The sequence below is a fragment of the Kosakonia sp. Marseille-Q7440 genome (assembly GCF_965119485.1).
On sequence record NZ_CBCPLT010000002.1, the window covers coordinates 374,806 to 388,290 of the forward strand.

Annotated in this window: 9 protein-coding genes and 1 pseudogene; 6 read left to right on the forward strand and 4 right to left on the reverse strand. The window is 56.6% G+C overall.

The window, feature by feature from the left end; all coding sequences use genetic code 11:
• Nucleotides 1-9: 9 nt before the first annotated feature.
• The 3 genes and pseudogenes from ACWPW2_RS15615 to ACWPW2_RS15625 all read left to right on the forward strand — a co-directional run.
• Nucleotides 10-1,656: pseudogene (locus ACWPW2_RS15615) on the forward strand (EAL domain-containing protein); the annotation flags it as partial.
• Between the two features lie 213 nt (nucleotides 1,657-1,869).
• Nucleotides 1,870-3,156, forward strand: coding sequence for a dicarboxylate/amino acid:cation symporter (locus ACWPW2_RS15620; protein WP_023482021.1), 1,287 nt, complete (start codon nucleotides 1,870-1,872; stop codon nucleotides 3,154-3,156).
• A gap of 216 nt (nucleotides 3,157-3,372) precedes the next feature.
• Nucleotides 3,373-4,863, forward strand: a complete 1,491-nt coding sequence (locus ACWPW2_RS15625; RefSeq protein WP_454124032.1) for a M16 family metallopeptidase — start codon at nucleotides 3,373-3,375, stop codon at nucleotides 4,861-4,863.
• 41 nt (nucleotides 4,864-4,904) lie between these two features.
• Here ACWPW2_RS15625 and ACWPW2_RS15630 read toward each other — a convergent pair whose 3' ends face one another.
• Nucleotides 4,905-5,834, reverse strand: a complete 930-nt coding sequence (locus tag ACWPW2_RS15630) for a 2-dehydro-3-deoxygluconokinase (protein WP_124967049.1) — start codon at nucleotides 5,832-5,834, stop codon at nucleotides 4,905-4,907.
• A gap of 273 nt (nucleotides 5,835-6,107) precedes the next feature.
• Between ACWPW2_RS15630 and pdeH the strand changes: the two genes are divergently transcribed.
• Together pdeH and ACWPW2_RS15640 are read left to right on the forward strand one after the other, a co-directional pair.
• Nucleotides 6,108-6,836, forward strand: a complete 729-nt coding sequence (gene pdeH, locus ACWPW2_RS15635; protein WP_370277300.1) for a cyclic-guanylate-specific phosphodiesterase — start codon at nucleotides 6,108-6,110, stop codon at nucleotides 6,834-6,836.
• A gap of 67 nt (nucleotides 6,837-6,903) precedes the next feature.
• Nucleotides 6,904-8,958, forward strand: coding sequence for an AsmA family protein (locus ACWPW2_RS15640; RefSeq protein ID WP_454124034.1), 2,055 nt, complete (start codon nucleotides 6,904-6,906; stop codon nucleotides 8,956-8,958).
• A gap of 38 nt (nucleotides 8,959-8,996) precedes the next feature.
• On the opposite strand, the gene ACWPW2_RS15645 is transcribed toward ACWPW2_RS15640, so the two are convergent.
• The 3 genes from ACWPW2_RS15645 to ACWPW2_RS15655 all read right to left on the reverse strand — a co-directional run bounded on the left by ACWPW2_RS15645 (nucleotide 8,997) and on the right by ACWPW2_RS15655 (nucleotide 12,579).
• Nucleotides 8,997-10,313, reverse strand: coding sequence for an MFS transporter (locus ACWPW2_RS15645; protein ID WP_279794042.1), 1,317 nt, complete (start codon nucleotides 10,311-10,313; stop codon nucleotides 8,997-8,999).
• Nucleotides 10,314-10,583: 270 nt separating this feature from the next.
• Nucleotides 10,584-11,627: an inner membrane protein YhjD gene (yhjD, locus tag ACWPW2_RS15650; protein ID WP_454124036.1), complete on the reverse strand. Its 1,044-nt coding sequence runs from the start codon at nucleotides 11,625-11,627 to the stop codon at nucleotides 10,584-10,586.
• Between the two features lie 49 nt (nucleotides 11,628-11,676).
• On the reverse strand, nucleotides 11,677-12,579 hold the full coding sequence (locus ACWPW2_RS15655) for a LysR family transcriptional regulator (protein WP_454124038.1): 903 nt from the start codon (nucleotides 12,577-12,579) through the stop codon (nucleotides 11,677-11,679).
• A gap of 118 nt (nucleotides 12,580-12,697) precedes the next feature.
• Between ACWPW2_RS15655 and ACWPW2_RS15660 the strand changes: the two genes are divergently transcribed.
• Entirely contained in the window at nucleotides 12,698-13,456 is a 759-nt protein-coding gene (locus ACWPW2_RS15660; protein ID WP_454124040.1) for an SDR family NAD(P)-dependent oxidoreductase, read from the forward strand.
• The last annotated feature ends 29 nt before the right edge of the window (nucleotides 13,457-13,485 follow it).

Genomic DNA, 13,485 nt, shown 5'->3' on the forward strand with positions numbered 1-13,485 from the left:
AGAGTGATTTTGCGTGTTAGCCGTTCTTTAACCATCAAACAAATGGCCATGGTTGCTGTTGTCTCCATGTTCTTTGTGCTTATTTTTTGCGTTATTTTGCTGTTCCATTTCCTGCAGCAGAATCGCTATAACACGGCTACGCAACTGGAAAGCATCGCCCGCTCGGTGCGCGAACCCCTCTCGGCGGCAATTTTAAAGGCGGATATTCCTGAAGCCGAAGCGATCATCAAACAGATTAAACCCGCCGGGGTGGTAAGCCGCGCCGACGTGATGCTGCCCAACCAGTTCCAGGCGCTGCGCATGCGCTTTATCCCCGAGCGCCCGGTGCCGGTGACCATCACCCGCATGTTTGAGTTGCCGATCCAGATTTCACTGCCGATCTACTCGCTGGAGCGCCCGGTCAACCCGCAGCCGCTGGCCTACCTTGTGCTACAGGCAGACTCTTACCGCGTTTATAAGTTTGTGATCAGTACCCTGTCGACGTTAGTAACGGCTTACTTACTGCTGACGTTAATGCTGACCGTGGCGCTCACCTGGTGTATTAACCGGCTGGTGATGCACCCGCTGCGTAAAATCGCCCGCGAACTGGATGAGATCCCGCCGCAGGCGCTCCCCGGCCACCAGCTGCCGCTGCCGCGCCATCATAAGGATGATGAAATTGGCCGTATTGTGCGCAGCTATAACCGCAACCAGCAGCAGCTACAGCATCAGCAGGAGGAGAGCCATGCGCAGTCGGTGCGCTTCCCGGTCTCCGATCTGCCGAATAAAGCTGTCCTGCTGGCGCTGCTTGAGCAGGCCGTCACCGCCGATGCGCGCGCGGCGCTGCTGGTTATCTCCAGCGACACCCTGCGCGACACCGCCGGGGTGCTGCATGAAGATCAGCGTGAAGTGCTGCTGCTGACGCTGGTGGAGAAGCTCAAATCAGTGCTGTCGCCAGGAATGATGCTGGCGCAGCTTAATATCAGTGATTTCGCCCTCTTCGCGCCTGCTGTTCAGCAGCCCTGGCAGGCGATGAAATTAAGTAAGCAAGTGCTCACTGTTATCAACGAGCGGGTACCGCTGAAGGGGATTCAGCTGCGCCCGCACGCTAACCTTGGAGTGGCGATGACGGGCAGCACGCACTCTGCTCAGGCGCTTATGCAGCAGGCCACTTCCGCCCTTGCCGCCGCCCAGCGAAATGGTAAAAACCAGATCCACTTCTTCGATGCGCAGCAGCGCGAAGCGGCTCATAACTGGCTGTCGCAGGAAGCTGACATTCTCTCTGCTCTTGAGCAGCAGCGTTTTGCGCTCTGGCTGCAACCGCTGCGCGCACAGCCGGATGGCGAGGTGGTCGGCGCCCGCGCGCTGCTGCGTTTACGTAAGCCCGATGATAACGAGGTCGCAGGCGCGGCGCTGTTCGCGCAAATCGAGGCCTGCGGGCTGACGGGCAAAGTGTGCGACTGGATGCTGGAAGAGGCGTGTCACCTGCTGGCCGACTGGCAGTCGCGAGGCATTACGCTGCCGCTGGCGGTTGCACTTCCTGCCGGGGCGCTGTTGCAGCAGGCAGATGTTGCAGGCGTTGATGAGCGGCTGCGCCATTACGATCTTCCACCCCAGCGATTGCGTCTTGATATCTGCGAACGCCAGCTTTTTTCCGCTGCGGATGAGGTGATATCGCCAGATGCCTTTGAGAAGCGCTATCTGGCCGCTGCGGGCGTTGATTAAAATAGTTACTTTGTTACGAGATTGTGCGAGTCAGCTCAAAGTTTTTAACATTCTTGTTTCAGAAACGCCGTAAGCACATTTCTGTCATTCAGGACGGGTGTTATTTTTAATCCGCAGGCTAACCGAAAACCCTATAAAGCCTGAGGTTAATCTCAAGGACACCTTATGAAAACCTCCCTGTTTAAAAGTCTCTACTTTCAGGTCCTGACAGCGATCGCTATCGGTATTTTGCTTGGCCATTACTACCCTGAACTCGGCGCACAGATGAAACCCCTTGGTGATGGCTTCGTGAAGCTCATCAAGATGATCATTGCGCCGGTTATCTTCTGTACCGTTGTTACCGGTATTGCCGGTATGGAGAGCATGAAAGCAGTCGGGCGTACCGGCGCGGTGGCACTGCTCTACTTTGAAATTGTCAGTACGCTGGCGCTGATCATCGGCCTGATTATCGTCAACGTTGTGCAACCCGGCGCGGGGATGAACGTCGATCCCTCCACCCTCGATGCGAAGGCGGTGGCGGTCTACGCTGAACAGGCGCAGTCGCAGGGAATTGTGGCGTTTATTATGGATGTCATCCCGGCGAGCGTGATTGGCGCTTTCGCCAGCGGTAACATTCTGCAAGTGCTGCTCTTCGCCGTGCTGTTTGGTTTTGCTCTGCATCGCCTGGGCCACAAAGGCCAGCTGATTTTTAACGTCATCGAAAGCTTCTCGCAGGTGATTTTCGGCATCATCAACATGATCATGCGCCTCGCGCCCATCGGTGCGTTCGGGGCGATGGCCTTTACCATCGGCAAATATGGCGTCGGGTCGCTGGTGCAGCTGGGTCAGCTGATCATCTGCTTCTACGCGACCTGTATTCTGTTTGTGGTGATTGTGCTTGGGACTATTGCCCGCGTTACCGGCTTCAACATCTTCAAATTCATCCGCTATATCCGCGAAGAGTTGCTGATTGTGCTGGGAACCTCCTCTTCCGAATCGGCGCTGCCGCGCATGCTGGAGAAGATGGAGCGCCTGGGCTGCCGCAAATCGGTGGTGGGTCTGGTGATCCCGACCGGTTATTCGTTTAACCTGGATGGCACCTCTATCTACCTGACGATGGCGGCGGTGTTTATCGCCCAGGCGACCAACAGCCATATGGATATTTTCCATCAGATCACTCTGCTGGTGGTCCTGCTGCTCTCCTCCAAAGGGGCGGCCGGGGTTACGGGTAGCGGCTTTATCGTGCTGGCGGCGACGCTCTCTGCGGTTGGCCACCTGCCGGTTGCGGGCCTGGCGCTGATCCTCGGTATCGACCGCTTTATGTCCGAAGCGCGTGCGCTGACCAACCTGGTCGGTAACGGTGTAGCGACTATTGTGGTGGCGAAATGGGTTAAAGAGCTGGATGAAAAACAGCTTAACGATACGCTTAATAATCGAACCAGCGCCGCAAAAACGTCAGAAATCTCTTCATAATTTCAAGACTTACGCCCGTAGTCCTTGTCTGACTACGGGCAGCTAAGCATAATTACCCTCTTGCTTCCGTCACAATTCACGCTGAATTTTCGGGATTCTTCACTTCGCGCTGTGACGTTTTGCGTTTCCTGCGGTCTAAAAGCGGAGTGTTTTATGTCTGTCCATTGACCTATGGGCGGCATACTTTTTAACCAGGAATGTTGATTAGGGGTTCTCATGCAGGGCACAAAAATTCGATTGTTAACAGGCGGGTTGCTGATGTTGGCAGCGGCCGGTTATGTGCAGGCAGAGGCGCTCCAGCCCGATCCGGCATGGCAACAAGGCAAGCTGGCGAATGGTTTCCAGTGGCAGGTTCTCTCCACTCCGCAGCGCCCCAGCGATCGTATTGAAATCCGACTCTCGATTGATACCGGCTCGCTCACCGAAAATGCGCAGCAGAGCGGTTTCAGCCACGTTATTCCCCGCGTTGCCTTAACCCATAGCGGCCGCCTCGAACCGGCGCAGGTGCGATCTCTCTGGCAACAGGGTATTGACCCGAAACGCCCGCTGCCGCCGGCGCTGGTCTCCTACGAATACACGCTCTATAACCTCAGCCTGCCGAATAACCGCAGCGATCTGCTGAAAGAGGCGATGGTCTACCTGGCCGATGCCGCCGGGAAACTCACCATTACCCCGGAGACGCTCAACTACGCGCTGAGCAGCAATGATATGGTCGCGACCTGGCCTGCCGACACCAAAGAGAGCTGGTGGCGCTACCGCCTGAAAGGGTCGCCGCTGCTGAGCCACGATCCGGCGGCCGAGGTGAAAGCGCCGGTTGATGCCGCGCAGCTGAAAGATTTCTACGAAAAATGGTACACGCCGGATGCGATGACGCTGATTGTGGTCGGCAACGTCGACAGCCGCGCAGTCGCCGAGCAGATCACCAAAACCTTTGGCGAGCTGAAAGGCAAGCGCCATACGCCGACCCCGGTCGCGACGCTTTCGCCACTGCCGCATCAGCCGGTGAGCCTGGTGAGCGAGGCGGTCACCCAGGATCGCCTGTCGATCATGTGGGAGTCGGCCTGGCAGCCGATCCGCGAATCGGCGGAGCTGGAGCGCTACTGGCGCGCAGATTTAGCCCGTGAAGCGCTCTTCTGGCACGTTCAGCAGAGCCTCAACAAGAACAATGCCAAAGACCTGAGCCTCGGCTTCGACTGCCGCGTACTGTTCCAGCGCGCGCAGTGCGCCATTAACGTCGATTCGCCAAACGACAAGCTGAACGCCAACACCGGCGTGATTGCGCGTGAACTGGCGAAAGTGCGGGAAAAAGGGTTGCCGGAAGAGGAGCTGAAGGCGCTGATTGCGCAGAAGTCCCTCGAACTGCAAAAGCTGTTCGCCACTTATGCGCGCGCCGATACCGATATTCTTATCAGCCAGCGGATGCGCTCCCTGCAAAATCAGGTGGTGGATATCGCGCCGGAGCAGTACCAGAAACTGCGCCAGCGTTTTCTCGACAACCTGACGCCGCAGATGCTGAACCAGGATCTGCATCAGCAGCTGTCGCAGGAGATGACGCTGGTATTAATGCAGCCGAAAGGCGAGCCGGAGCATAACATGCAGGATCTGCAGGCAACGTGGGAAGAGGTGATGAAACCGCAGACCACCACACCTGCCGCCGCCAGCGAGGATGTGCGCCCGGACGTGTCGGATATCCCGCCGCAGCAGTAAGTAAAAAAAAGCCCTCGTTGTTTAGCGAGGGCTTTTTACTGTTACTCCGGCATCGCCTCGCGCGGGATAATCGCGCCGCGATACTGGATAACGGTGCTGGCGGTAAGGTGTCCGCGTTTCGCCGCTTCAGAAGCATCGCCGCCGGTCAGGCGCACGGCAAGGTAACCGGCGCTGAAAGAGTCGCCTGCTGCCGTCGTATCGATCACCTTCTCTTTCGGCAGCTTCACCGCCGGGATCTCAATCACCGCTTCGTCGGCAATTGCTACCAGGCAGGAGTCCGCGCCGCGCTTGATTACCACTTCGCTAACGCCCGCTTGCTGGGTGCGCTCAATTACCGTTTCCACCGGCTGCTCGCCCCAGAGCAGATCTTCATCATCCAGCGTCAGGAAGGCGATATCGGTGCAGGCGAGCATTTGTTGATAGACCTCGCGGGTCTCCTCTTTGCTCGCCCACAGGCGCGGGCGGTAGTTGTTATCGAAAATCACTTTGCCGCCGTTGGCGCGGCACTCTTTCAGCAGTGACAGGAGCTTCGCCCGGCTGCCGGGGCTTAAAATCGCCAGGCTAATGCCGCTCAGGTAGAGGTAGTCGAAGGTCGCCAGTTTTTCGCAAATTTCCGCCGACTGCTCGCTCTCCAGCCAGAATTTCGCCGCCGCTTCGTTACGCCAGTAGTAGAAGGTGCGCTCGCCGCTGCTGTCGGTTTCGATGTAGTAGAGACCCGGCAGACGGTTCTCCATACGCTGCGTCAGGCTGGTATCAACCGCTTCCTGCTGCCAGGCGTCGAGCATCTGCTGGCTGAAGTTGTCGGTACCGAGCGCGGTAACGTAATGCACCGCCAGCGCAGACGGATTGACCTGACGGGCGATATAAACAGAGGTGTTCAGCGTGTCGCCACCAAAGCCACGGTTAACTTCTGCGCCTTTTTGTGACAGCTCAATCATGCATTCGCCGATGACGGCAATTTTCCTGGACATAGTCGTAACCTGAATCAGATAAATTATCGCTAGTGTGCGATGGGGCTGTTTTGTGGTCAACTATATTAAAACAACGTTCCACTATTTTTTTGAGCTAAGACGTATTACCTGCAATTAGCACGCTACGCTTTTTCCCTTTTGCCGGGCAACCCGAGGTAAAGTTCTCAGCGCACCCGCCGATAACCTTTTGACGAGTTCTTCCAGGTCATCCCCATCGACAGGACAGCAGAAATGACGTTACAGCAGGTCAACACGCCGCCAGACATTCCCCACATGAATGTCGAAAGCTTGCACGAGCACCGCTACTGGCTGCAGTGCGAGCGCGCGTACACTTACCAGCCCATCTATAAAACCGATGGTCGTCTGATGGCGATTGAAGTACTGACCGTTGTAACCCACCCCTCGCAGCCGGAAAAACGTATCGCGCCCGATCGCTACTTCTCAGAAGTGCCGGTGCGCCAGCGTATTGATGTAGTGCATGAACAGCTTGCGCTACTGGCGAAACAGCGGGATTTCTTTGCGCAGCACGGCGTGCTGGCGTCGGTAAATGTCGATGGCCCAACGCTGCTGGCGATGCGGCAGTATGGTGACATCATGGCGCTGGTCGATTCGCTGCCGTGGATCCGCTTCGAACTGGTGGAGCATATCCGCTTACCGCAGGATTCGTCGTTTGCTTCCATCTGTGAAATTGGCCCGCTGTGGCTGGATGACTTTGGCACCGGCATGGCCAACTTCTCCGCGCTGAGCGAAGTGCGTTATGACTACATCAAAGTCGCGCGCGAGCTCTTTATGATGCTGCGCAAAACGCCGGAAGGGCAGAATCTCTTCACCCTGCTGCTGCAACTGATGAACCACTACTGCCAGGGCGTGATCGTCGAAGGTGTCGAAACGCTGGAGGAGTGGCGCGATGTGCAAAACTCACCCGCCTTTGCCGCGCAGGGCTATTTCCTCTCGCGTCCGGTTCCGCTGGCCAATCTTGAGAACGTAATACTCGATCTTTAACCGCTGCCCTTTCTGCCAGGTCTACTATCTTTATGAGAGGTAAGGCTTTAAAGGAAAAGGCATAACAATGACAAGAACGAGCAAAATACTGACTGCGGTGGTGTCGACGCTGCTGTTGGTGATTGTGGTGGCCATCGTCATCATTGCGACATTTGACTGGAACCGGCTTAAACCCACCATCAATGAAAAAGTCTCCACTGAGCTGAATCGCCCCTTTGCGATCCGCGGGGATCTCGGCGTTAACTGGGCGCGGCAAAAAGAGGAAGCGGGCTGGCGCAGCTGGATCCCGTGGCCGCATATTCACGCCGAAGATATTATTCTCGGCAACCCGCCGGGGATCGATGAGATCACCATGGTGCATCTGCCGCGCGTAGACGCGACGATTTCGCCGTTAGCGCTGTTTACCAAAACCGTTTACCTGCCGTGGATCAAGCTGCAACAGCCCGATGCGCGGCTGATTCGCCGCTCGGAAAAGCTCAACAACTGGACCTTTACTCTGGCGGCGGATGAGAACGCTGATGCCAACGCTAAACCCTCCTCCTGGTCATTCCGTCTCGATAACATCCTGTTTGATAAAGGGCGAATCGTCATTGATGACGCAGTGAGCCGCGCCGACATGACCATTCAGGTCGATCCGCTGGGTAAACCGCTGCCGTTCAGCGAAGTGACCGGTAAAAAGGATGACAGCAACAAAGCGGGCGATTATGTCTTCGGCCTGAAGGCGAAAGGGCGCTACAACGGCCAGCCGCTGAGCGGCGAGGGGAAGATTGGCGGCATGCTGTCGCTACGCAGCGAAACGACGCCGTTCCCGGTGCAGGCGGATTTCCGCTCCGGTAACACCCGCGTGGCGTTTGTCGGCACGGTGAAAGATCCGATGAATATGGGCGGCGTCGATCTGAAGCTGAAGTTTGGCGGTGATTCGCTGGGCGATCTCTATGAGCTGACCGGCGTGCTGCTGCCCGATACGCCACCGTTTGAGACGGATGGCCGTCTGGTGGCGAAACTCAACGATGAGAAGGGCGCGGTCTACGACTATCGCAACTTCAACGGCCATATCGGCGAGAGTGATATTCACGGCACCCTGACCTATACCAATGGCAAACCGCGCCCGAAACTGGAAGGCGATGTCGAGTCGCGCCAGCTGCGTCTGGCGGATCTTGGGCCGCTGATTGGCGTCGATTCTGGTAAAGGGGCCGAGCAGTCGAAGAAATCGGAGCAGAAAAAGGGCGAGAAACCGGTGCAACCTGCCGACAAAGTGCTGCCTTACGACCGCTTTGAAACCGATAAGTGGAACGTGATGGATGCCGACGTGCGCTTTAAAGGCCGCCGCATTGAGCACGGCTCTTCGCTGCCGATTAGCGATCTCACCACCCATATCCTGCTGAAAAACGCCGACCTGCGTCTGCAACCGCTGAAGTTTGGCCTTGCGGGCGGCATTATCTCCTCGAACATTCATCTCGAAGGAGATAAGAAGCCGATGCAGGGCAGCGCCACTATTCAGGCGCGTAAGCTGAAGCTAAAACAGCTGATGCCCGATGTTGAACTGATGCAGAAAACCCTCGGCGAGATGAATGGCGATGCGGAATTCCGCGGCGTCGGCAACTCGGTAGCGGCCCTGCTCGGCACCAGCAACGGCAACCTGAAGCTGCTGATGAACGACGGGCTGATAAGCCGCAACCTGATGGAGATCGTCGGCCTTAACGTCGGCAACTATGTGGTCGGCCAACTGTTTGGCGATGATGAAGTGCGCGTCAACTGCGCGGCGGCTAACCTCGATCTGGTTAACGGCGTTGCCCGCCCGCAGATCTTCGCCTTCGATACGGAAAACGCGCTGATTAACATTACCGGCACCGCCAGCATGGCTTCAGAACAGCTCGACCTGACCATCAACCCGGAGAGCAAAGGGGTGCGCATCGTGACGCTGCGTTCACCGCTCTATGTGCGCGGCAGCTTTAAAAACCCGCAGGCCGGTGTGAAACCGGGCCCGCTGATTGCCCGTGGCGCAGTGGCGGCGGCGCTGGCAACGCTGGTGACGCCAGCCGCCGCGCTGCTGGCGCTTATCTCCCCGTCGGAAGGCGAAGAGAACCAGTGCCAGGCGATTCTGTCACAGATGAAACGCTAAAAGGAAAACCCCTCTCTGGTGACAGAGAGGGGGAGTCATCAGAGGGATTGATGCTTAGTTTCGTGGGTCAGCAGCAGGGCGATAAGGGTTAACCCCGCCATTGCCGCCAGGTAGAAGCCGACGTACATCAGGCCGTAGTTCGCCTGCAACCAGGTGGCGATATAAGGCGCTACCGAAGCACCAAGGATCGACGAGACGTTATAGGAGAACGAGGCACCGGTATAGCGCACTTCCGTCGGGAACAGCTCCGGCAGCAGCGCGCCCATCGGACCAAAGGTCAATCCCATCAGGCTCAGGCCAATCAGCAGATAGGTCATCACCAGCGCCGGGCTACCGGAACCCAGCAGCGGCGGGAAGACGAACAGCGCGAAGAGAATGATAAGCGTGGTGATGACAATCATGCTCTTACGACGCCCATACGCATCCGCCAGCAGACCGGCAATCGGCACCATCACGCCAAAACCAATTACCGCCATCATCAGCATCCACAACACTTCATTGCGCGGCATACCTAAGCCCTGCGGCGAGGTGCTGAAGGTCATCGAATAAACGGTCATGATATAGAACAGCGTATAGGTCGCCAGCATGATAAAGGTGCCCAGCACCGTCACGCGCACATGTTTTGTCAGCAGCGTGCCGAGCGGGATCTTGACCTGCTTCTTCGCGGCTGCGACTTTGGCGAAGACCGGGGTTTCATGCAGCGAGACGCGAACATAGAGACCAATCAGCACCAGCACGGCGGAGAAGATAAACGGCACGCGCCAGCCCCACTGCATAAACTGCTCATCGGTCAGCAGCCAGGAGAGCAGCAGGAAGGTACCGTTGGCAAAGAAGAAGCCGATAGGCGCGCCCAGCTGCGGGAACGAGCCATACAGCGCGCGTTTACGCGGCGGCGCGTTCTCGGTCGCCAGCAGCGCTGCGCCGCCCCACTCACCGCCCAGACCTAAGCCCTGGCCAAAACGGGCCAGCGCCAGCAGCAGCGGTGCCAGCACGCCAATGGTTTCATAACCCGGCAGCAGGCCGATGGCGACGGTAGAGATACCCATGGTCAGCAGCGAAGCGACGAGGGTGACTTTGCGCCCGACGCGATCGCCGAAGTGGCCGAAAACGGCGGAGCCGATAGGGCGGGCAATAAAGGCGATAGCGAAGGTTGCCAGTGATTGCAGCGTGGCTGCGGTGGTGTCGCCCTGGGGAAAGAAGATATGCGGGAAAACGATAACCGCGGCGGTGGCGTAAATATAGAAATCGAAGAACTCAATGGCGGTGCCAATCAGCGAGGCGACGACGACTTTTTTGCGCGAGTTTACCGGGGGATTTTCCTGCTCGTTGTCAAAGGTTGTAGCTGTAGCTTGCATAATGTTTTCTTATTTTTAGGCGAACGAACGAGCATATTAGCCACAGCAAAAGCGTTATTTCAATCTGTAACAAACCCGGCGGGCGGGCAAAAAAGCGGCAAAAAGCGAATAATTTTCAGACCTGTGATTTCACATCTATGAAATGCTTCACACATTTTAGAAGTTAGTGGATAAAACTGGTTTTCGGTTAAATAAAAGTTACGGTCTGGATTTTCATGCTGGAATTATGGATCGGGCTGATATTTTCATTCTATCTATCAGCCCGATAGCTTATTTAACGGTGCGACGACGGCGACCTTCCGGCATCAGTGGGTCATCTTTATACTGCGCGGTGGCAATCCACGCCGCGCAGAAAAGCGTCAGGCGGGCGAAGAAGTAGAAGAACGCCATCAGACCCAGTACCGAGCCAAATGCCGCGCCGGAGGGGGATTTCACCAGCGACGGCAATGTCCAGGTCATAACGATTTTGATCACTTCAAAGCCAATCGCGGCGATAAACGTACCGCGGATCAGCGCGCGCTTACGCGGACGATGGCGCGGCAGTCGCCAGAAGATCCAGAAGAAGAGCAGGTAGTTGGCGAGCACCGAAATCATCAGGCCAATCAGCCCCCAGGCTGGCTTCAGCCAGTCGATGTAATCAAGGTGCAGCGTGGAGATGATCAACTCCTGCGCCGCCCCGGCCACCGAGGTGATGGAGAGGGTGATGACCAGCGCCACCAGCAGGCCAATCAGCGAGATAAAGTCGCGGAAGTACTTTACCCAAATCTTCTCTTCATCCTGCGCGTTACGCTCCCAGACATCGCGCGACTGGGCGCGAATCGCTTCCCGCAGGTTGCCCATCCAGTTCACGCCGGAGTAGAGCGCGATAGCAAAGCCGACAATCCCGACGGTCGTACGCTGCTCCACGGCGATATTGAGCGTGTTTTTCAGCGTCGAGGCCATGGTCGGATCGCTGACGCTTTGCAGGATCTTATTAAAGATGTCCTGCAACAGCGTCGGATGCGAGGCGAGGATAAACCCGGCGGTAGCAAACGAGACCATCATGATGGGGATCATCGACAGAAAGGAGAAGTAGGTGATCGCTGCACCAAACTGGTTGCCCATCCGATCGTTAAAGCGCTCTGCGGCGCGGATAAGATGCGCCACCAACGGTTTACGCTGGATCTTTTTTGCCGTATCGGTCACGGCGGCAATTGCACCGCTATCTTTATCAGAGGTCTCTTTTTCCGGCTTTTCCGGTGTTTCTGCCATCTTCCTGACAGGCTCATACTCAAGGTCTTGCGTGGGACGTTTTTCGACATCTTCCGTTTTCATCAGGTTTTATTTCCTTCTCCTGAATGTGTGGTATGCAGAATTATAGTCGCTACTGGTCGACATAATCCTTCAGCACGGTTGAGAGCCACTCCATAAACAGATGTACGCGTCGCGACAGGTTGCGCCGGTGCGGATAGATCAGCGAAACCGGCATCGGTTCGGCGCGATATTGCGGCAAGATCTCCACCAGCTTTCCGTTGCGTAACGCCTCGCGCACGCCGACGCGCGGTACCTGAATAATGCCCAGCCCTGCCACGCAGGCAGCGTGATAGGTTTCGGTGCTATTGACGGTGAGAATACCGCCGGTTTTCACCCAGCGCGTCTGCTTATCCAGCCACACTTCAAAGCCCTGCGGCCGCGCACCGAGGTTAACGGTGTAGTGCACCAGCGCGTGGAAGGCGAGATCCTCCAGCGACTCCGGGTAGCCAAAACGCGCCAGATAATCGGGACTGGCGCAGTTGATCATTGACAGCCTGCCAAGCTGGCGGGCAATCAGACCGGAATCCTTCAGCGTGCCGACGCGCACCACGCAATCAAACCCTTCGCGGATCACATCCACCAGCCGATCGCTGCTGCTTAGCTCGAGCTCAATGCCGGGGTAGTGCTGTAAAAAATCGGGCAGCCGCGGGATCACTAAATTTTTTGCCACCGCGACCGGCATATCCACCCGCAAACGCCCGCTGATACTTGAGGGATCGTGCAGGAACATCCCGTCCAGCTCCTCAATATTCGCCAACAAATCTTTCGCCCGCTCGTAATAGACCATGCCATCCTGCGTCAGCTGCACGCGGCGCGTGGTGCGGTGCAATAACTGCGTGCCGAGCTCCGTTTCCAGCGCCTGAATCTGGCGCGACACGCTCCCTTTCGGTAACCCCATCGACTCCGCCGCGTTAGAGAAGCTGGAAAGCTCCGCGACGCGGACAAAAAGCTGCATTGCGTAAATTTTATCCATCACTGTGCACTATTGTTGTTATTTATGAAACAGTAAAGCGTAATTTAGCACCTTTATTGTTTTCCGTGCAGCCAATAAGCTTTTTGTCGTGCAGGTTATCAACAAAGAGGAGCTTTATATGACACAACCCATCGCAATCGTAACGGGTGGCAGCCGCGGTCTGGGTAAAAACGCAGTATTGAAGCTGGCGGCAAACGGAATCGGCATCATCCTGACCTACAACACCAACCAGTCTGAAGCGCAAAAAGTCGTGGAAGAGATTGAGCAAAAAGGCGGTAAGGCGACAGCATTAGCATTGAATGTCGGCGATATCAGCCAATTTGATGAGTTTGTCTCGCAGGTACAGGAGCGGCTGCAAACAGTATGGCAGCGCGATAGCGTTGATTATTTAGTGAACAATGCCGGAACCGGCATTCAGGCCGCTTTTGCCGAGACGCGCGAAGAGCAGTTTGACGAGATGGTCAACATCCACTTTAAAGGCCCCTTTTTCCTGACGCAGAAACTGCTACCGCTGATCAAAAACGGCGGGCGCATTCTGAATGTCTCTACCGGGCTAACGCGCTTTTGCCAGCCGGGACGCGCCAGCTATGCGGCAGTGAAAGGGGCAATGGAGGTGCTGACCCGCTATCAGGCAAAAGAGCTGGGCGAGCGCGGTATTGCGGTAAATATCATCGCACCAGGCGCGATTGCCACTGATTTTAGCGGCGGTGTGGTGCGGGACAACGAGCAGGTTCACCACTATATCGCTTCGCAGACGGCGCTCGGGCGGGTGGGGCAGCCGGATGATATTGGCGATGCGATTGCTGCCCTGCTCAGCGATAAGCTGGCATGGATGACGGCGCAGCGGGTGGAGGTCTCAGGCGGGATGTTCCTGTAATGCACATAACGCCCGGTAGCGTGAAGGCT